The sequence below is a fragment of the Pedobacter ginsengiterrae genome (assembly GCF_039537385.1).
GTDB classification, from domain to species: Bacteria; Bacteroidota; Bacteroidia; order Sphingobacteriales; family Sphingobacteriaceae; genus Pedobacter; species Pedobacter ginsengiterrae.
This window is the reverse complement of record NZ_BAABAK010000010.1, coordinates 358820-380025: the sequence shown is the minus strand read 5'-3', so window position 1 is coordinate 380025 and position 21206 is coordinate 358820. Positions and strand designations below refer to the sequence as shown.

General features: G+C 34.8%; 20 protein-coding genes. 7 read left to right on the top strand and 13 right to left on the bottom strand.

The window, feature by feature from the left end; genetic code table 11:
- Positions 1-46: 46 nt before the first annotated feature.
- Entirely contained in the window at positions 47-1861 is a 1815-nt protein-coding gene (locus ABD692_RS11200) for a MutS-related protein (RefSeq protein WP_344767009.1), read from the bottom strand.
- 41 nt (positions 1862-1902) lie between these two features.
- On the opposite strand from ABD692_RS11200, the gene rlmH reads away from it, so the two are divergent.
- On the top strand, positions 1903-2376 hold the full coding sequence (gene rlmH, locus ABD692_RS11195) for a 23S rRNA (pseudouridine(1915)-N(3))-methyltransferase RlmH (RefSeq protein WP_316756392.1): 474 nt from the start codon (positions 1903-1905) through the stop codon (positions 2374-2376).
- 271 nt (positions 2377-2647) lie between these two features.
- Here the strand turns inward: rlmH and ABD692_RS11190 are convergent, their stop codons facing one another.
- Positions 2648-3196: a DUF5606 family protein gene (locus ABD692_RS11190; RefSeq protein WP_316756390.1), complete on the bottom strand. Its 549-nt coding sequence runs from the start codon at positions 3194-3196 to the stop codon at positions 2648-2650.
- A 71-nt stretch (positions 3197-3267) separates the two neighbouring features.
- Complete coding sequence (locus tag ABD692_RS11185; RefSeq protein ID WP_316756388.1) at positions 3268-3726, bottom strand: peptidylprolyl isomerase; 459 nt, start codon at positions 3724-3726, stop codon at positions 3268-3270.
- A 460-nt stretch (positions 3727-4186) separates the two neighbouring features.
- Here ABD692_RS11185 and ABD692_RS11180 point away from each other — a divergent pair, with 460 nt between their 5' ends.
- Positions 4187-5368, top strand: coding sequence for an asparagine synthetase B (locus ABD692_RS11180; protein ID WP_344767082.1), 1182 nt, complete (start codon positions 4187-4189; stop codon positions 5366-5368).
- A gap of 255 nt (positions 5369-5623) precedes the next feature.
- Positions 5624-6316 (top strand): porin family protein, encoded by a 693-nt coding sequence (locus ABD692_RS11175; protein WP_344767005.1) that lies wholly within the window; start codon positions 5624-5626, stop codon positions 6314-6316.
- Positions 6317-6369: 53 nt separating this feature from the next.
- On the opposite strand, the gene ABD692_RS11170 is transcribed toward ABD692_RS11175, so the two are convergent.
- The 9 genes from ABD692_RS11170 to ABD692_RS11130 form a co-directional block, all read right to left on the bottom strand.
- Positions 6370-8421: a putative porin gene (locus tag ABD692_RS11170; RefSeq protein WP_344767003.1), complete on the bottom strand. Its 2052-nt coding sequence runs from the start codon at positions 8419-8421 to the stop codon at positions 6370-6372.
- A gap of 1 nt (position 8422) precedes the next feature.
- Positions 8423-9238, bottom strand: coding sequence for a purine-nucleoside phosphorylase (locus tag ABD692_RS11165; protein WP_344767000.1), 816 nt, complete (start codon positions 9236-9238; stop codon positions 8423-8425).
- The gene (lpxK, locus tag ABD692_RS11160; protein ID WP_344766998.1) at positions 9210-10271 is read right to left on the bottom strand and encodes a tetraacyldisaccharide 4'-kinase; all 1062 of its coding nucleotides are present in this window, start codon (positions 10269-10271) and stop codon (positions 9210-9212) included. The genes ABD692_RS11165 and lpxK overlap by 29 nt, the downstream gene beginning before the upstream one ends.
- A gap of 298 nt (positions 10272-10569) precedes the next feature.
- Positions 10570-11844 carry a mechanosensitive ion channel family protein gene (locus ABD692_RS11155; RefSeq protein ID WP_316756376.1) on the bottom strand — a complete coding sequence of 425 codons (1275 nt, stop codon included), beginning with the start codon at positions 11842-11844 and terminating at the stop codon, positions 10570-10572.
- A 155-nt stretch (positions 11845-11999) separates the two neighbouring features.
- Positions 12000-13958 (bottom strand): (E)-4-hydroxy-3-methylbut-2-enyl-diphosphate synthase, encoded by a 1959-nt coding sequence (gene ispG / locus ABD692_RS11150; protein ID WP_344766992.1) that lies wholly within the window; start codon positions 13956-13958, stop codon positions 12000-12002.
- Between the two features lie 106 nt (positions 13959-14064).
- Positions 14065-14676 (bottom strand): RDD family protein, encoded by a 612-nt coding sequence (locus ABD692_RS11145; RefSeq protein WP_344766990.1) that lies wholly within the window; start codon positions 14674-14676, stop codon positions 14065-14067.
- A gap of 84 nt (positions 14677-14760) precedes the next feature.
- A complete protein-coding gene (locus tag ABD692_RS11140; protein ID WP_344766988.1) occupies positions 14761-15735 on the bottom strand; it encodes a LiaF transmembrane domain-containing protein in 975 nt (324 codons plus the stop codon).
- 5 nt (positions 15736-15740) lie between these two features.
- Positions 15741-16421, bottom strand: coding sequence for a PspC domain-containing protein (locus ABD692_RS11135; RefSeq protein ID WP_344766986.1), 681 nt, complete (start codon positions 16419-16421; stop codon positions 15741-15743).
- A 19-nt stretch (positions 16422-16440) separates the two neighbouring features.
- Complete coding sequence (locus tag ABD692_RS11130) at positions 16441-17130, bottom strand: SDR family oxidoreductase (protein ID WP_344766985.1); 690 nt, start codon at positions 17128-17130, stop codon at positions 16441-16443.
- A gap of 149 nt (positions 17131-17279) precedes the next feature.
- Between ABD692_RS11130 and ABD692_RS11125 the strand changes: the two genes are divergently transcribed.
- The 4 genes from ABD692_RS11125 (at position 17280) to ABD692_RS11110 (ending at position 20891) form a co-directional block, all read left to right on the top strand.
- Entirely contained in the window at positions 17280-18014 is a 735-nt protein-coding gene (locus tag ABD692_RS11125; RefSeq protein WP_132403625.1) for an MlaE family ABC transporter permease, read from the top strand.
- The gene (locus tag ABD692_RS11120) at positions 18014-18766 is read left to right on the top strand and encodes an ABC transporter ATP-binding protein (protein WP_316756359.1); all 753 of its coding nucleotides are present in this window, start codon (positions 18014-18016) and stop codon (positions 18764-18766) included. Before ABD692_RS11125 ends, ABD692_RS11120 begins: the two co-directional genes overlap by 1 nt.
- 95 nt (positions 18767-18861) lie before the next feature.
- On the top strand, positions 18862-19743 hold the full coding sequence (locus ABD692_RS11115; protein ID WP_316756356.1) for an RsmD family RNA methyltransferase: 882 nt from the start codon (positions 18862-18864) through the stop codon (positions 19741-19743).
- Positions 19744-19844: 101 nt separating this feature from the next.
- Positions 19845-20891 (top strand): hypothetical protein, encoded by a 1047-nt coding sequence (locus ABD692_RS11110; RefSeq protein WP_344766982.1) that lies wholly within the window; start codon positions 19845-19847, stop codon positions 20889-20891.
- Between the two features lie 118 nt (positions 20892-21009).
- Here the strand turns inward: ABD692_RS11110 and ABD692_RS11105 are convergent, their stop codons facing one another.
- The gene (locus ABD692_RS11105; protein ID WP_344766980.1) at positions 21010-21192 is read right to left on the bottom strand and encodes a hypothetical protein; all 183 of its coding nucleotides are present in this window, start codon (positions 21190-21192) and stop codon (positions 21010-21012) included.
- Between the last annotated feature and the right edge of the window lie 14 nt (positions 21193-21206).

The window sequence follows — 21206 nt, the reverse complement described above, 5'->3', positions numbered from 1 at the left end:
ATAAATATGAGAAGTTAATGTTAACAGGTGATTAAATTCTAATTCACTAATCGAGGGTTAAACCAATCTCTTTTAATAATATTGCAGCATTAAAAGTTTCGCATGGGCCATTTTTCAGCTTGTAATCAAACATCATCTCTCCGTTATTAATTGTAATATCGAAATGATAGTTACGAAGTGTATTTTGATTCGTAAGCTTTAAATCAGCTAATTGCAAATCGTGCGTAGCAAAAAGTGCTGGTGTTTTTTCGGCAATAAGTTTTTCTACAAATACTTTCGAGCCTAAATACTTATCACGGCTATTTGTACCCCGAAGCATTTCATCTATTAAAACAAAAGTTTTTTTATCGTTTACTACATTGTCTAAAATCATTTTTAGTCGATTTAACTCCGCTTTAAAAGTAGATGTACTTTCGTTAAGCGAATCTTTTATCCGCATATAAGTATTTATAGAAAACACCGATAAACGCATCGCCTTAGCACAAACTGGGGCACCTGTATAAGCTAAAACCATGTTAATGCCCAAGGTGCGGAGAAAAGTACTTTTTCCCGCCATATTCGAACCCGTTACAATATCTACCGTTGGTAAATTTTCTACACTAAAATCGTTGGAGATTCTAATTTCTGGCGATATTAAAGGATGCCCAATTTGCGCTGCTTTTAAAGTAAAGGAATCTTCAACACTTGGAAAAACCCATTCCTGGTGATTATACGCAAGCGTTGCTAAAGAGATTAGTTCCTCGAAATCGCCCAAATGATTAAGGGCTGAAATTACATCTGTTGATGAAGATTGATGCCATTGATTTAAATTAACACAGCACCTTAAATCCCAAAGTAAAAGCGCATTTAAAACAACTCCAACTACAATGTTTAACCTGGAATCGAAATTTTGGATAATTTTAGACAGGCTTTTAATCTCTTTACTTACTGGCGTATTTGAGCCAATTAATGATAAAATATAACTATTCTTCCATTTGTGGTTTTCAGTCCAAAGTATGGCATCGGCATAGCCATTTAAAAGATTTGAACCTCCGCTAAAACTATAAAAAACCTTATTTATTTTTGAGCCTTGTAAAACATTCCATGCGATATTAATTAAACAATAAAGCGTAAGCACATTCCAAAAAATAGTATTTACAAACACCGCAGCAAGAATTATTAGGCAAGAAATGTAGGGCGTTAATGTTACATAAAATTTTAAAAACCTATTTCGAACAAAAGCTAGCTGGTTGCCAAGTTGCTGCTCCAATTGTATTTTAATCAATTCAATTTTCTCTACATCGTGCCCTTGTAGATTTGCTCTGAAATCGAAAGTATCGTCAATATTGCTTAAAATTTCTTTAACAGCCTCCTGTCGTTTTAAAATTGTTTCTGTCGATGCTTTTTCAGAAAGATTTTTTCCGAGCATCACTTTGCCGCTTTTGGTGTAACATCTGTTTATCAAAGAATATAAAGATGCATTGCCAAAAATATCTAAATCCGAACTATAAGGATGTGATTCTGATTCGAATTGAGTTCCATCATCATAACCGTTTTTAATATCATTCAATTGATTCCATTCATTTTGATAAACCCACAATAATTGCTTTTGATAATTAATCTCAAGATCTAACTTACTCTGCTTTTTAACTACAAATGCAAAAACAATAACTGGGATTATTAAGCCGATTTGAATCAGCATTCTCCAACCATCTTCAGCAGAATTTAAAAGTAAAACGAATAACAAAACCTCGGCAACGAACAAGCCAATACGCACTAAAGAAAGCTGATCAACCAGTTTTTTTCTTTTATTAATCTGGGCAGTAACTTCGTTAATTTTTATGCTGTAGGTAGATATTATTTGTGCTTGTGTTTTTAACATTATCTTTGAATTGAAAAATGATAAATATAGGTAAATATTAAATGAAGATTACCCTTATCGCCATTGGCAAAACAGAAGATAAATACTTAATTGAAGGCATTGATAAATATATTAACCGTCTAAAACACTATATAAACTTTAGTTTTTTGGCTATACCTGATGTTAAAAATGTTAAAAACTTATCAGAGGCACAACAGAAAGCAAAAGAGGCTGAGCTATTACACAAACAAATTAATAATGGCGATGTTGTTATTTTACTTGATGAAAAAGGGAAAAAGTATAGCTCAGTAGAATTCTCTAATTACCTTAACAAACAAATGGTTGGTAGTGTACAACATTTAATCTTTATCATCGGCGGACCATATGGTTTCGATGATACCATTTATAAAAGAGCAAATGGTTTGATATCTTTATCTGATATGACTTTTTCGCATCAAATGATTCGTTTGTTTTTTGTAGAGCAATTGTATCGCGGTTTCAGCATTTTAAAAGGCGAGCCCTATCATCATGCATAATATAGAAAATATAACGTTATCGGTTGATAAAATTAAATATCGTGTGGAATTGAATTAATAAAATCATCATTAAATAAAAAGCTATGATACTTGATAAATATAAACGACAATATAAATTTAAAAGCAGACAAAGCGGAGGCGACAAATATTTTTGGATTAGCATAATTGCATCTTCTCTAATTTGTGGCCTAATTTGGTACTTCTCTTAAATTTAAGCGCATAAAAAAACATCGAATAAATTCGATGTTTTTTTAACATTTTAAAGAAGCAATTAAACTCCTTTTTTACTTGTCATGCTTGCTTTTTTAGCAGGAGCAGATGTTTTAGTAGTTGCTTTCGCGTTTGAAGCTTTAGCACCTGTAGCTTTCTGTTTTTTATCTGCAGCAGCTTTTTCTTCAGATAATTTCACTTCAGCAGGTGTACCTTGTGTTTCTGGAGTATCTTCAGTAAACAATGGCAAATCTTTAATTAAGTTATACCAGCCAATAATTTTTTTCATGTCAGAAGCATAAACTTTGTCTTCATCATGTCCTGGCGCAACTTCATTAAAGTAAGCACGTAAAACCGAAGTATCAGCTTTAGTATCTGGAGTAGTTCCTTTAGCCGAAATTTTCGTAAAAACATCAACTAATTTAATTTCCTCATCTTCGCCGTAAACGGTAATATCTTCTAACGATGCAAGCTTAGTATTTGTGATGTTAGCCACAACTTTAAGTTTTTGTGCATCTAAACCTTCTAAAATATAACCTACTTTATTTTGTCCCACAAGTTTAAACAAACCTGGTCTGCCCGAAACGGCAACAATTCCTCTTAAATTCATATTTAATTTGTTAAGCGATTAGCGTTTAGGATAAAGCGTAAAAACGCCAGTCGCCTTACGCTCAACGCATTTTAATCTTCAATTATTTCGACAGTTAAAATTTTATCTCCCTGACGGATATCATCAACAAGATCAACATTTTCAACTGCTTTACCAAATACAGTGTGGTTACGATCTAAATGCGCAGTATTAGTTCTGCTGTGGCAAATAAAGAATTGCGAACCACCAGTATTACGACCTGCATGAGCCATTGATAACACACCACGATCGTGATATTGGTTTTCACCATCTAATTCACAATCGATTTTGTAACCAGGACCGCCAGTACCAGGCATACCAGAAGCACCATCTTTTGAATTAGGGCAACCTGTTTGAACCATAAAATTAGGAATTACACGGTGAAAAGTTACACCATCGTAAAAGCCTTCTTTTGCTAATTTTTTAAAGTTTGCAACTGCTTTCGGAGCATCTTGTTCAAAGAACTCAACAGTCATATCACCTTTTTCGGTTTTTATTATTGCTTTACTCATATCAATTTTTCTTTATTAAAAACATCCCAAAAATTTTAAAACTTTTATGGGAACCGCAAAAATAACAAAATTGTATAAATAGAACATCTTTAAAGATTTAAATATGTCATTATCTTCCTAAAAATATTAAGAAAACGAATGTTTGGGTAATTCTTCTTATTATTCAGCCCTGCCATTCGCTGTAGCCCTCGTAAAAAAAAACTCGGGGCTGCCGCTTTTGTCAGGTTTACGAACAAAGTTAAATGCACATAAAACATAAACTAGTCAAAAAAATAACAAAAAATTTATCCCTGCAAAATGTAGGTAATTCAAATCGATAACACGATTAAATTTTTGGAAACAGACTAAATGAAGTATTTTAGTGTTTTATGTAATTATGGCGACTAAAAAGAAGTATTACATTTTGATTTTCTGCTTGCTAACCAGCATTGGTGTAAAAGCATCATCCCTATTAATTTTTATGGATGAAGATCAAAAAAATCATTTAAAGGCCTACGGAATTGCATATTGGACAATAAGCAAACAAGTTGAAGTTGATTGGTTATTAAATTACCGAGGCGGAAGCTTTTTGATTAAATACAATAAAACCGTTGAAGACGAATGTAAAATAAGAGCTGTATCTTATGAAGTATTGGCCGATGCAAAAGTAACCAACTTACTAAACGAAATTAGTGATCCATCCGTTAATATGGAGATGGTGAAGCTCGAGAAAACGCCAAAAATTGCCGTTTATTCGCCTAAAAGCAAACTCCCCTGGGATGATGCCGTAACCTTGGTATTAACCTACGCAGAAATTCCTTATGATGTAATTTATGACGATGATATTTTACAAGATAAACTAAGCAAGTACGATTGGCTCCACTTACATCATGAAGACTTTACTGGTCAGTACGGGCGCTTTTGGTCATCTTTCAGGTATGCAACATGGTACCAGGAAGATGTTAAAAACCAGGAAGCCTTAGCCAAAAGAATGGGTTATAAAAAAGTTTCGCAAATGAAGCTGGATGTAGCCAAACACATAAAAGAGTATTGTGCTGGTGGTGGCTTTATGTTTGCCATGTGCTCTGGAACGGATAGTTTTGATATCGCCCTTGCAGCCGATGGCGTAGATATTTGCGCAGCCATGTTCGATGGTGATGCTGCTGATCCAAATGCACAATCGAAGCTTGATTACAGCAAATCGCTAGCTTTCCAAAATTTTAAACTGGACAACAACCCAATGAATTACGAATTTTCGGATATTGATGTAACCAATAACCGAGGTTTAAATGAATCGAACGATTATTTTACCTTATTCGATTTTTCTGCTAAATGGGATTTAGTTCCAACGATGCTTACGCAAAACCATGATAAAGTTATTAAAGGGTTTATGGGTCAAACAACTGCTTTTAAAAAAAGTCTGATTAAAACAAGCGTTACCGTATTAGGTGAAAACAAAGGCGCAGCAGAAGTTAGATACCTGCATGGAGAAATTGGTAAAGGTCAGTTTACTTTTTATGGCGGCCACGATCCAGAGGATTACCAACACGCTGTTGGCGACCCACCAACCGATTTAAATTTACATCCAAATTCTGCAGGTTATCGGCTAATCTTAAATAATGTTCTTTTTCCAGCAGCAAAAAAGAAACCCCAGAAAACTTAGCTCCCTTTTTATTTTTCAGCTAAAAGCTAAATAATTCCTGTTAACTATACAGAATTAAGGAATCAAAAGAAGCATTTATACCAAGAAACAAGCTTACTGAAAGAGCCGCAAAACATACTGTACATCAATAAATTAGCAATCGAAATGTAACACACTTGATACTTTGGCATAGCTTTTGGAATGAGAGGTTTAATTAATTCAGGATTTACCTGGAAATACTTAAACGAAAAATCTTTTACCTAAAAAGAAAATATTATGAAAAAGTTACTATTAAGTGCAGGAGTTTTATTGTTGGCAACAGGTGCATTTGCACAAACAACCATGAGTGGCAACTCTGCAAGATTCGGATTAAAAGCAGGTGTTAACCTTTCTAGTTACAGTGGTACTGGTGCTTTAGATCGTGATTACAAAAATAATGTTGGTTATAACGTTACTGCATTTGGCGATTTCGGAGTTGGAAATAACTTCTTCATTCAGCCAGGCGTTTCGTTACAAAACAAAGGTGCAAAATTAGAAAGCACAGGAACAGCAGCTGGAACAACTGTAACGGGAACATTTAAACAAGATGTTATGGCTATCGAAGTGCCAATTAATGCTGTAGTAAGAATCCCAACTGGCGATGCTGGTGCATTCCAAATTAGTGCAGGGCCATACGTTGGTTTCAATATTTCTGGTAAAAACAAATACACAGGAACCTATACAAATGGTGCTGTTGCAGGTTCATCGTTTACCGATAGAGATATAGAATTTGGTAGTACAACTAGCGATGATTTAAGCAGCATTGATTTTGGAGCTAACTTTGGATTGGCATACCGCTTAAATAGTGGAGTATCAATCGGAGCAAATTATGGTTTAGGTATATCTAATTTAGTACCTAAAGATTCGAGAACTAATGATGATAAATTAAGAAACCGTGTATTAGGTTTTACAATCGGTTATTCATTGTAGAAAAACGATTTAAGTAAAAAAGCCTGTTTTGAAATTCAAAACAGGCTTTTTTATTAATCGTAAAAATTCCAGGTTACGCCAAATTTAAGTAAGGCGTCGGGCATCGGATATCGATTTACCGTATAATATCCCGTTGAGGATAAACCTTGATTCGCATAATCATATTTCACAAAAATATTTGCCCGTTTTAAGTTAGCTTTCAAGAATACATCAACTACTGGCGTAGATTTAAATACAGTTGCATCTCCTACAAAAAACTGCGATACAGCAGGCGAATAAGAATAGTTAGCATAAGATGTATTGTACCTTACATCAAAGCCAATATTAGTTTTTAAAACTTTAAAAATGTTTAAATCAACATAAAAACTATTACAGGTATAAAACTCAGGCGTTCTTAAAATACTTTCATTATCCGTTTTTTGGTAAGCTAAATAATTTTCAATTGTAAATTTACCCAGCTTCCATTTCTTAGAAACATCTAAACGAATTAAACTAATATCAGAGGTTTCCTGATATGGTTTTATATTATAATCCTTAATTAATGTACTACCTGTTCCAAAATATAGATAGTTGCTAGTTAGAAAATATTTAGCACCCGCCTGCAAACCCAGTTTATCATTTATATACTCAAAAGATAGGTTAGCAACCTTAGTGTTTTTTAAATCGGAATTAGTCCAGAAGAAATGGTTACCGTTGTAAAAACTAAAAATTTCTGAAGGAGATTGATTTTGAAGATAAGCCCCTAACTCTATTCTTCCAATATCTTTGCCTAGGGCAATTCTACTTTTAGCTTCATACAGGAAATCTCCAGCATTTCTACCCTGAAAAATCTGTTGAACATCCAAATTGAAGTCGATATTACTGGTAAAACGATAACCTAATGCACCAATAATGCTTAAATTTTGGAAACCAAATTTGCTGTTTTCGTAAGTATTACCATTTTTCCTTCTGCCAATCGTAGTATAGTTATAATAATCATGTCGGATCCCGGCATCCAACTTCAATTCATTTTTAATTACTGATGAATTTTTAGCCCTTAAAAAAAAACTGTAAACAAACTCATTTTTAATATGCTGAACATGTGTTGAATCGTTGGTAAAGGTAGGATCCAAAGCCAAATCACTAGCATCAGTAGGCCTAAGCGTCATTTTTGTAGTTTTATCTAAGGCTGTTGGAATAACACTGTTATCATCTAACTGATCTTTAGTAAAATCGTAACTATCATTATTGTATTCAATAGTGTAGGTAACTTTATTTGTTGGTAAAATCGAACTGTTTGTTTTAGAACTATCTATCCTGCCAACATAATAAGTTTGCTTTAAAAAAACTGTATTTTTTCGATACAAATTTCTGGCATTTGATAACCGAATGGCTTCAGCATCTCTCTGAATTTTTGAGTAGCCAGTATTAAAAATACTATCTGCCCGAACAGAGCCATTTTCGTAAGCACGCATCGTATTAAAAATAGCAGAAGCCCACATGTTATACCTTTTACTAGGCGATTGATACCAGCTAAACAGGGCAATGTTTAAATTATCCCCTCTCTGGCGGCTATAAAACCCTCTCGAATCCATTCTATTAAAGTTAAAACCAGCATTCCAGTTTTTCTTAATATTCTGACTATGGATCCCTTTAAAAAATTGCTCCTTTTGCCCTGCACTTACTAAGTACAAACTTGTAAAAGGAGCTCTAGCCTGATAATAAATAATATCTTCGGGTGTTAAAGCATAATAATCTAAAGAATGATAACCTGGATCGAAACCAATTCTTTTAGAAGGCTCATATAACAATGGCCTTGCAACCTGCCCCATACTTCCAGTTGTAATTGTTGGGTGTTTAGGTTGCATTAAAGGGCTATAATTTTGAATATTAAAAGTAGATGTATCTAAGGGAATAAGCACAATACTGTCTTTACTTAAAGCCATTTTCGTGAATTTAATGTATTTAGCATTGTAAACAATAGAATCCTTTTCCCCCTCTTCTTTCTTGCGTAAAGAATCCAGCTCTTTATTATTACCCACACTCGTTTTTAAATCTTGAGCAAAAACATCGCTTATTCCAACGAATAAAGAAATTAAAAAGCAGAACAGAACAACTCTACGCATTTTATAATTCGGCAATTAATCTGGTTAAAATTTCAGTCATTTTAGGTTCTGCTTTTGCTGCAGCTTCTAAAATCTCGTCTAAATTGAAAGGCTGTAAATCTTCAGGAAAACCCTCATCAGTTAAAACTGAGATTGCAAAAACGGGTAAACCTGCGTGGTTTGCAACTATTACTTCTGGTACAGTGCTCATACCAACCGCATCGGCACCAATTAAACGTAAGTATTTATACTCTGCCTTTGTTTCTAAATTCGGACCAGAAACAGCTACATAAATACCTTTATGGCATTTTACATCAACATCTTTTGCAATATCTAAAGCTTTGGCAATAATACTTTTTTTATAGGGCTGACTCATATCTGGAAAACGAGGGCCTAACGAGCTTTCAATTATGCCTCGTAATGGATTATCGGGCTGAAGATTAATATGATCTTCAATAATCATCAAATCACCTTTCTTAAACTCAGGATTTAAAGACCCTGCAGCATTCGAAACAATTAAATTTTCGATACCTAAACCTTTCATTACGCGAATAGGAAATGTAATTTGCTGCATAGTGTAACCTTCATAATAGTGCAAACGACCTTGCATGGCTACGATTTTCTTTCCGTTTAAAGTTCCAAAAATTAATTTGCCGCTATGAAACTCTAATGTTGATATTGGAAAATTTGGAATATTAGAGTACATCAATTGATGCTCTACTTCAATATCTTTAACCAAACCACCCAAACCAGTTCCTAAAATTATTCCTATTTCTGGTTTAAAGTTTTCGGTTTTACGTTTTATGTACTCAACGGTTTCTTCTATTGCTCTTAACATAGTTTAAAATAAGTTCGTCAAAGTTAATCTTATCTTCTTCAAATAAATCAACCTCGATAGGTAAATAATATACGGGTAAATTTACCAGTAAATCTTCAAATCCAGTAGCTCTTAAACGCTTGCTGTCCTTTTCTGTTGTGATTATGATTTTATCTTTTTTTATACCAGCCTCAAAAGTCGATTTAAGCTTCTTAATATCAACTTCTTTGAATGCGTAATGATCAGGAAATTCTAGGTGTTTAATGGTTTTAGAATATTTTTCGAGCTCATTAACCAAAGGTTCGGGGTTGGCAATCCCTGTTAAAAGAAAAACTTCATAATCTTTTATCGAACCTAAAATACGGCTTTCTGCCTTATACAAATGTTGTAGAAGGCCATATTTTAAATATGAATGTAAAACTGACTGATTACGGTTTGGCTGTAATTCGTTAACAGAAGCTTGTTGTGCTACGTGCAATAACGGAACTGGCGATTTAGTAACCAGCAACACATCAGCTCTTTTTCGCGATGAAAAAACATCTCTTAAATTTCCCGCTGGGAGCAAGAATTGTAAAGTGCCGAGTTTTTGAAACTCAAAGAGTAGAATATTAAAACCAGCTTTTACTGCCCTATGCTGAAAGGCATCATCAAGAATAATTAAATCATGATTTTCCTTTAATTTTTCGATGCCAGCTACCCGATCTTCGCAAACAGCAACTGTTATATTTTCAAATTTCTGATGATATTGCAACGGTTCATCGCCAATGGTTTCGGCAGTTGCAATATCATCAGCCAATATAAAACCTTTTGTTTTTCGGCCGTAGCCCCTACTCAAAATTGCAATTTTATAATCGGCTAATAAACGCACTAAATATTCGGTTGTTGGTGTTTTGCCCGAACCGCCGACCGCTAAATTACCTACACAAATTACAGGCAAATCGAATTTAACCGAGCGTATAACGCCCCAATCGTACAGCTTTTTGCGAATAACAATTGCCACACCATAAATTAAGGAGAACGGAAGTAGTAAAAAACGCAGATATTTAAGTAGCATAATTCGTGTTTTCAAAATTACTCATTATTTAAAAAAGAAAAGCATTACGTTTAGCAATGCTTATTAAAGCAATTTCGTTCTTAAAAGTTTTTTGAAAAGCCAAAACAGTAACACCGATTAATGCTCGTCGGGCTTTGCGCTAAATCTTTTATCGCGAACGTTAGCATTATTAGTTTATCGAACTGCTGCAATAAAAGGATATCGCTGCAATCCCGTTTACTAAAACAATACAATGCAAGTATGCAGAAAGTCTTAAATTACGGTTAAGCTGAACCAGGTTTTGTATGAGAAAAAAAATCTAATCGTTCCCCCTTCCTACAAAACCACGCATATCACTTCCACTTGGGCTTTGGAAAATCTCTAAATCAAAATAGGGAACCGCAGCAAGTAAATGGTCGAAAATATCGGCAGCAACCTCTTCAAATTTCCTTAAACCTTTCTCCTTTGAGAACACGTAAATTTCTATAGGCAAACCATTTTCTGTTGCCTGTAACTGGCGAACCATAAAAGTTAAATCGGTATTGATAAAAGGGTTACTTTCCAAATATTTTTCTGCGTAAACTCTAAAAGTACCAATATTAGTCATGTGTTTTCCGTTAACCAGATTATTGGGATTGACAGCATTTTCAGCATTAAACTTAGCAATTTGCAACTGGGTTTCTTTTAAATAATCTTTCAGAAAATCGATGTTTTGCAAACGGGAAATGAGCTCTTCATCGCAAAATTTTATGCTCGAAATTTTAATATTGATATGTCGCTTAATTCGTCTACCCTCACTTTCTTCCATGGCACGCCAGTTTTTAAACGATTCGCTTACAATGGCATAGCTTGGCACAATGGTTACGGTTTTATCCCAGTTTCTAACTTTAATAGTAGTTAAATTAATTTCTGTAACCTCACCATCTGCACCGTATTTTTCAACCGTAATCCAATCACCAACACGAACTAAATCAATCGCACTCATTTGTACAGAGGCTACAAAACCTAAAATTGGGTCGCGGAAAACCAAGATAAAAACCGCCGTTACAGCCCCGAAACCACCAAAAATATATAAAGGATCTTTATCTAAAATAATTGATAAAATCAATACAAAACCAAGAATATAGATAATGATTTTAGCAACTTGCTTATAACTTCTTATTGGTTTGTCGGCATATTTTCGCGATGATTCCATGATGGAAACAAGTGCGTTAAGAAAAGCATTGATAGCAAACATGGTTGCCAAAACCACATAAATTTTAGAAATTATTAATGCATAAAAAAGCCAGTTCGTAAAATCAATAAAAATAAAAGGAACAGCATTATAAATTATGTATGCACCGAATATTAATGCAAAAGCTCTAAAAACTCTAAATTCGAAAAGCGCACTTTGCCAATTTGGTTTTGTTTTAGCACTTTTTACAGCAAAAATGAATACTTGTCTGGTTAAAAATATAGTTATAAAAAGGAAGAATGTTACACCAATTAATCCAATAAAAAAGTAAGAATAAATTAATTCTGTACCCGAAAGATCTTTTTCAACAAGCCATGTTCTTAACTCATTGAATATATATTGAAAAGTAGGAATATTCATTAAAACAAATGTAGGTTATTGATTTGAAAATGAATGAGGCAATCAATCGCTGTTACGTAAAGCTTGTCGAAACAAATTTATTAAGTTCTGCCAGCACCAGTAAAGTTTTGGAGCAGCTGTTATTACGATATCGATCTTTCATCAATTGAAGCAATTTATTCTTTCTCTACCCAATTGCCATCACCTTTAATAATATCAATCAGTTCATCCAAAGCAAAAGCGGTAGTTACATTTTTCTTCACGACTTCTTGCCCTCTGTAAAGGGTAATTTTATCAGGACCAGTTCCTACGTAACCATAATCGGCATCGGCCATTTCGCCAGGACCGTTTACAATGCAGCCCATAATACCAATTTTTAAGCCTTTTAAATGATCGGTGCGAGAACGAATTAATTGGGTGGTTTCCTGTAAATCGAAAAGCGTTCTACCACAACTTGGACAAGAAATATATTCCGTCTTGCTTATTCTTGTTCTTGTTGCCTGTAAAATACCAAAGCTTGTAGAATTAAGCAAAGCTAAACCTGCATTCCGAGCATCAATCCAGATACCATCTCCAAAACCGTCAGTAAATAAAGCGCCAAAATCGGTTGAAGCATAAAGTTGCAGATGATCTGCATCATATTCTTGGTAAGTCCTTTTAATGATTACTGGGACCTGGATATTTTTCTCTTGAAGCGCAACAAAAAACTCTCTTTGTTCAGCCATTCCATGGTTTGCAGATGTCTTCAACACAAAAACCACATTAATCAGTTGATGTAAAGATAAATGATTGAAATGCGCTGCATCAATTTCTACGAAGTTTAAATGCTCGTCCTTAACTACTGACTCATTAAACTCATCTAAAGAAAATAATGGGTGGCAATTATTTTTATCCTTTAAACCTAACCAGGTTTGATAATTGTACACTTGTTTTAAGTTCCCTGGGAAAGAGAATGATGGTAAATTATCGCCTAAGAAAGCTAAATCACAAGCTTGATCTGCTAGGTTATATTTATCTAAACCAGCGCTGTAATTATAACCTACAGCACTTAAAAAATAAGGATCTTTTAGGTTTTCTGCCGAAACATCGATCATTACAACGGGGTGGTGATGGCCTCCAATGTGCTGTACAGATTCTGTGATTCTTCGAGCATAAGCGTAAGGAGAATAAGTTTTGGTGGGAGATGGTTGTGAAACGGATGATTTGGTTTCCGATTCCTTGCTTCTGAAAACATATCGGTCGGCCAAAGCTTTGGCAACTGGAGCCTCAAATTCTGGGTCTTCGGTTAACGAAACACGAATAGTATCGCCTAAACCATCTTCTAATAAAGTTCCTATTCCAACAGCCGATTTAATACGACCATCTTCTCCATCGCCAGCTTCGGTTACACCGAGATGCAAAGGATAGTTCATACCTTCTTTTACCATTGTTTCTACCAGTAAACGGTAAGCCTGAACCATTACCTGCGTATTACTGGCTTTCATTGAAATAACCAGATTATAATAGTTTTCGGCCTCGCACATACGCATAAACTCCATTGCCGATTCTACCATTCCACGTGGTGTATCACCGTAATGGCTCATAATACGATCCGAAAGGGAACCATGATTTGTACCAATACGCATCGCTGTACCGTATTCTTTACAAATTTTAATAAGCGGAATAAACTTTTTATTGATTCTTTCTAATTCGGCTGTATAGGCTTCTTGTGTATATTCTAAATTTTCGAATTTCTTTTTATCAGCATAATTACCTGGATTTACGCGAACCTTTTCTACAATTCTAGCTGCCATTTCTGCTGCATTCGGCGTAAAATGGATATCGGCGATTAGGGGAACATTATATCCGCGGTAGCGTAATTCTTTTTTAATATTGGCTAAATTTTCGGCTTCTTTAATACTAGGCGCAGTAATACGAACATATTCGCAGCCAGATTCTATCATTCGGATGGTTTGCTCAACCGTTCCAATGGTATCCATGGTATCGGTGGTGGTCATCGATTGGATTCGAATTGGATTATGACCGCCCAAAGCGATATCACCAATATTTACTTCGCGGGTTAAAAACCTCGAATATTGCGTTAAACTGTTGCAATATCCACCACCTAACTCATGCTTTGCCAAAATATTTTCCATGCGATTGCAAAGATATAGATAGAATTTCGAATGAGAGAATTTTGTATGATAGAATGACTGAATGTTTACTAGCAACTTCCAGTCAATGACCTAAATTCAACCAGTTTTAAATTAACCTATCTTTTATAACTAAAGTATCGGCGGCGATATCATGCCAGCATTGGTTTTTCTTATTCAAAAAACTATATAAATAGCCAAAAAAAACAGGGATTACAGAAAATATTTTAGAAAAATTTCTTCCTAAAGATTTACCAAGAGAAATTGGACTTCCTTCTAAATCGGTAACTTTTATATTTACCAAACGTTTTCCGATGGTAGCTTGTTTTTTAGTCGATTCGGCGATGCTTCCGTAAATTAACTTAACGAGGAAAATGGATGGCAATGGAATCAGAAAAGCCATAATTCGTAGATCTTTCCCTTCAACAAAAATAAAACTAAAAAGAATGATTGCGCAGAACACTAGAAAAATCAAGAAATGATCGATAACCGAAGCCAGCAGTCTTAAATCGAAAGAAGCAAAATATTGTGGTGCAGTTTTTTGATAACTAAAACCCAAAAGCTCACGCAATTCTGGAATTGCATGAGCTTCTTTATAATCGTCCATTCCTGGTTTCCGTATAAACGTATTTGGTTTAATGTTTAAATCATTAAGCTCAGAAAGGCTATATGGCCCTTGAGGTTTTCCGTTTATAACTACTGTATACAGATTAGGATTCATTTGATTTTATGATTTTAAGATTAGGGTTTTACAAGCTTTGATGATATAAGCCTTAAACCTTCAGCCTTTAAACCTTAAACCTTTTTAATATCTATCAACCTCAAAGCTACTCAATCCACCATCTAAATTAATAAAGATTTTTTTTGTAGATGTTTTATAATTCGAAGTTTGGTAAACGCCATCGCTAATTTTATCAAATCCAGAGAAATCTTTTGCCGATAAACCTGTTTTTGTTTTAATTATACAACCAGAGCCTTCAGGAATTTTTATTTTAACTTCGGCGACTCCAGATTTTACTATTACATCAGTAATTGGCAACAAATTTCCAATCTTGATATCCATAGATGCAGCGCCTCCATCGAAACGGAAAGTGCGAACTTTATAGTCTGCAAAATCAAAATCGGCCTCTCCAGCACCTAGCTTCATGTTGATTGTCCATTCTGGTAATTTATTCAACTTGAAATCAACATCATTACCACCATCACCAAAATTCCACTTATTCTTTTTATCACCCATTTTAAAATTTAAAACAGTTGTGCTGTCGGTAGTTTGCTTAGTTAAAGAGAAATTACCATGCTTTTTCTTAATGTCAGCATTAATTAATTCAGCAGTTTCACCATCAAGGTTAAAAGAAACCCCACCTCCAGAAATATTAAGAATGGTTTTTTTCGCACTATCTATCGCTACCAACGGCTCAGATAATTTCAACTGATTGAAAGCAGTATCATTGCTATCATTATCGTTGTCGTCGTTATCATCTATATTGATATCAACATCCTTTTTAAAATTATGTCCCCACCACGAGTTACGATCAGGTTCTTGCTGCCCTCTAAAGAAAAGAAAAGACAAGGTTACAACTAAAACAGCTATCGAAATTATACTGCCCGTTTGCGAATTGTTTTTATTAAAAAGAATATTTACACCTGCAATAATTAAAAACACAGGCCAGAAATGCCATACGTTACGCCAGTAAAAATCGATTACGCCAAAATTTTCGAGTAAGAGTACACCGCCAATGAAAAGCAGTAAAATACCCCAGATTAATCTATCTAGTTTCATAATATTTATACTTGAGGGTTATTAGGTGTTGAATTATTTTCGTCTTTTGGTATATGAGTTTCCTCAACAACTACTGCATCCGTTACAGTTTCGGCTTTAGGCTCGTTACCAGTTTGCTGGTTTTGAAAGGCCGCCCATTCATTTTTTCTTTTCGATTTCGCAATTATGCTAATACCTAAAACGATAAAGATAACTGGCCAGAAGTTTCTGAATCTGAACCAATCTGGAATGAAGTCCAATTCACGCATTAAAAAAAAACATCCGATTACAAGTAAAACTAATCCTCCAATTGTACGGCCAGTATCGTTTGGTTTATTTAGTTTACCAAAATTCGCTTGTGTTTCGAATGGTGTTTTCTGTGCATCGCTAACAGGCTGAGTCCAGTTTGTATTACCCGAACCTACTGGGCCTGCAAAGGGATCAGCATTTCCAAATGGTGGGGTATTTGGGTTGTTTTTATTAAAGTAATCATTAAATTTCGAGAATTTTGCTGCTGGGTCATTGTTAACCGGCACAATAATCCACATAATTATATAGGCTACCAAGCCACCTCCAGCCATAAATATGGCAGATAATGCAAACAATAATCTAACTATGGTTACCTCTACCTGCATATAATCTGCAAGCCCCGAAGCCACACCCGCAATCATCTTATCGTGTTCGTTTCTAAAAAGCTTCTTTTCCATAACGCTGTTCATTTTGTGTTTAAAAATCCAGCGGAGTAATTAGCACTTCATCAACATTTACCCCTTTACTTAAGTTTAAAATGGTAAATAGAGTTTCTGCAATATCTTCGGGTTGTACAAATTTTTCATCAGGAATCGTTGTTCCTTCCCAGGATGATGTTTTGGTTGAACCCGGCAAAAAAGCAGTTACTTTTACATTGTGTGGAGCTAACTCTTGCCGCAATACATGATTAAGACTTAACATCGCTGCTTTTGTTACACTATAACTTCCACCATTTTTTACAGGCGCCTTACTAGCCACCGAACAAATGTTAAATATGTGCCCACGCTGTTGTGAACGCATTTTTTTTCCATAAAACTTACTGATATAATAACCAGCATTTACATTTATATTTTGCTGTTTCTCAAAGGTTTCATCATCCTCATCGAGCATACTACCTGGTAAAAAAGCGCCAACATTATTTACTAAAACATCAACGAAACCAAATTCATTCTCCGCTGTATTTAAAAATTTATAGACTTCTTCTTTAATGCCATAATCTACCGCATAAATTAAAATTGTTCTCCCAGTAACAAATAGTTCATCCCGAAGTTTCTCGAGTTCTGGCTGATTTCGAGCCGTAAGTAGCAAATCGTAACCATTTTCCCAGAGCTTAATCGCTATTGCTCTACCAATTCCTTTTGTTGCTCCGGTTATTACAGCCTTCATACTTTTATGGTTTAATTTTTGTAAGCAAAAAACCATATTTATATTTAAAACCACGAATATTTTTGTAATTAACAAAGGCCTACAACTTTTTTATCGTTTCTTTGTAGTATAATATATATTGAACATTTAAATTAAGCAACACATACGGAATGAATTTTACCAATTTCGGCAGGTATATACTGCTACTCAAATCAGTATTCAGAAAGCCGGAAAAACTGAAGATATATCTTAAAGAAATTGCCAAACAGATGGATTATGTTGGCGTTGGCTCGTTGGGGTTAATCGCTATTATTTCAACTTTTATTGGTGCGGTAATGACCTTGCAAATTGCTTTCCAGTTGGTAAGCGATTTTATTCCAAAAACAATTATTGGCTCTGTAAACCGAGATTCGAGTATTCTGGAACTAAGTCCAACCATTAGTGCAATTGTACTGGCTGGTAAAATTGGCTCAGCCATTTCGTCGGAAATTGGTTCTATGCGAGTTACCGAGCAAATTGATGCCCTTGAAATTATGGGTATTAATGCGCCAGGTTATTTAATTCTTCCAAAAATCATTTCAGGCATCACAATGGTACCGATGTTGGTTATCATTTCAATGTTCTTAAGCATTTCAGGTGGCTATATTGGTGGCTCGATTTCTGGAGCGGTTACACCTGCAGAATACATTCAAGGAATTACAACTGATTTCAATCCATATACAATTGTAGTGGCATTGGTTAAAGCATTTGTTTTTGGCTTCATTATCACCTCAGTTCCAGCTTACGAAGGATTTTATGTTCGCGGTGGAGCATTAGAAGTTTCTCAGGCAAGTACAAGAGCAGTTGTAATTAGCTGTATCTCTATTCTTGTTTGCGATTATTTAGTTACTCAATTGTTATTATAATGATCGAAGTTAAAGATATATACAAATCATTTTCTGGAAACGATGTTTTAAAAGGTATTTCAGGAAAATTTGAAGAAGGCGTTACTAATTTAATTATTGGAGGTTCAGGATCTGGTAAAACGACCTTATTAAAATGTATGGTTGGCTTACATCAGCCAGATTCGGGCTCTGTTCTTTACGATGGACGAGACTTTACTCCCATGACCTATGAACAACGTATTGAGGTTCGTAAAGAAATTGGAATGCTTTTCCAAGGATCGGCTTTGTTTGATAGTATGACTGTTGAGGATAATATTATGTTTCCCTTAAATATGTTTACCGATCAAACACGAGCAGAAAAAATGGAGCGTGTAAATTTCTGTTTAGAAAGGGTTAATTTGGCAGGGAAAAACAAGTTATTTCCAGCAGAGCTTTCTGGAGGAATGAAAAAGCGTGTAGGTATAGCCCGTGCAATTTCGATGAATCCAAAATATTTATTTTGTGATGAACCAAACTCGGGTTTAGATCCAAAAACATCTATCGTAATTGATGAATTGATTCAGGAATTAACTGAAGAATTTAAAACCACTACCATTGTAGTTACTCACGATATGAACTCCGTTATGGGTATTGGGGATTATATTCTTTTTTTACACGAAGGAAAAAAATTCTGGGAAGGTAGTAACAAAGAAATCGCACATACAGATATTAAAGAACTTAACGACTTCGTATTTGCCAGCCGCTTTATGAAAGCTGCCAAAGATAAGTTTTAACTTTAATCGTCATCGCGAGGCAAAAGCAATCTAATTGAAAATAAACCAATTAAGATTACTTCGGATCTCGTAATGATGACTACATAAATTAACACATGATACAATTACTTGCCCCAACCCATTGGAAAGATTACGAACTAATTGATTGCGGGGATTTTGAAAAATTAGAACGTTTTGGAAATGTTATTTTAATCAGACCAGAGCCACAGGCCGTTTGGAAAAAAACATTATCAGAACAAGAATGGAAAAAAACAGCCAACATCACTTTTCGTGGTCGCTCTGCAACTTCTGGCGAATGGGTTAAAAAAAATCCTGCAACACCAGATAGATGGCATGTTGAATATAAAAATAATGAAGTTGCCATTAAACTTCGTTTAGGCTTAACTTCTTTTAAACACGTTGGTGTTTTTCCAGAACAAGCGGTAAACTGGGATTTTATTTCTTCATCAATTAAAAAATTTAAAACTCCACAACCGAAAGTATTAAACCTTTTTGCTTACACTGGCGCTGCATCTTTAATTGCAAATGCAGCTGGCGCAGAAACTACTCATGTAGATTCGATTAAACAGGTAGTAACGTGGGCAAACGAAAACCAGGAACTTTCGGGCTTAAAAAATACCCGTTGGATGGTGGAAGATGCTTTAAAGTTTGTTAAAAAAGAGCTCAAAAGAGGTAAAAAATATAACGGAATTATTCTTGACCCACCTGCCTACGGTCATGGCCCAAATGGCGAAAAGTGGAAGCTTGAAGACCATATTCAGGAAATGATGCAAGATGTAGTTCAGTTATTAGATGAGAAGGAACATTTCTTAATATTAAACACTTATTCTCTTGGATTTTCTTCTGTTATTGTAGAGAACTTAATTCGCACATCATACCCTAATGTTAAAAATTTAGAGACGGGCGAATTATATCTTCAGGCTACTGCAGGCATTAAACTTCCTTTAGGTGTTTTTGGTAAATTCTGCAATGTGTAAATGTTGATTACTTTATTTTGAACTCTCAGTTTTCCATCCTACTTTCATGCATAAACAGATTCGGAAAACCTGTCTAAACATTAAAAACCTATAACATATTTATGAAATTTCCTCAATTAGCGGGTACCTTAGTACTTGGTTTTGCCGCAATTAGCTTATTTGCCAACTGCAATTCAGATGGCAAAAGTGGTGGCGTTGGCAAAATGTTCTCATCAGACAGTACAAAAAAGAAAACAGATTCTACAGTAAATGTAATGAAGCCTGTTGATCCTAAATTATATGATTCTTTAGTTCGTAAATTAGCAAACGGTGATACAACAGGCAGATGGCCTGTGAAAAATCAGCCAGTTCCTTTAGCTGGTGCTATTTTACCATTTAAACGTATTGTTGTTTATTATGGCAACCTGCATTCTAAAAAAATGGGTGCTTTAGGCGAATATGCTCCAAAAGAAATGTGGCAACGTTTAAATGCTGAAGTTAAACGTTGGGAAAAAGCAGATCCATCTACACCAGTCCAACCAGGTTTACACTACATTGCAGCGGTAGCTAGCGGAACTCCTGGCAGAGATAATAAATACATTAATCGTATGGCTAATTCGCAAATTGACTCGGTTTTAAAAATCGCGAAAATGCAGCCTAATACAATTGTGTTTTTAGATTTACAAGTTGCATTAAGCACCATAAAAGCAGAATTACCACACATCGAAAAATATCTACAATTACCATACGTACATTTAGGAATCGACCCAGAATTTTCAATGAAAGATGGTTCTCTTCCAGGAAAAAGAATCGGTACTTATGATGCAGCTGATATTAATTACGTTACTGGCTATTTAGCTGATTTGGTTAAAAAATATAACTTGCCTCCAAAAGTATTCGTTCTGCACCGTTTTACTAAAAAAATGGTAACCAATGCATCGAACATTAAGCTTCGTCCAGAAGTTCAGGTTGTAATGCACATGGATGGATGGGGTGAACCAGATTTAAAAATAGGAACTTACCGTCACTTTATACAAGGTGAACCTGTTCAGTTTACAGGCTTCAAATTATTTTACAAAAATGATTTAAAGAAAGAACCTAAACGTTTAATGACCCCTGAAGAGTTATTAAAACTTACTCCAAAACCGATTTACATTCAGTATCAATAATATTAAAGCCCATGATTAAAATCATGGGCTTTTTTTACATCTATTTAAACCCTCCAACATCTATGAAATCTATTTTCTTCCTAATCGTTATTTCATTTTTTTCATTACGTGGCTTTTCTCAAGAGCTAAAGTCTTCCAAATCATTAGCCTCTGCGTTATCTTCATCGGCTAAAACACATAAACCTGTGTTATTGGTAATCTTGCCACCAGTTATGGTAAATCCACCAGTTAATAGTAAAGCAAATTTTAAATCGGGATTGGATGAAAAAGATGTTTCAGATCTGGTGAATGAAAATTTCATAGTATATAAAACGA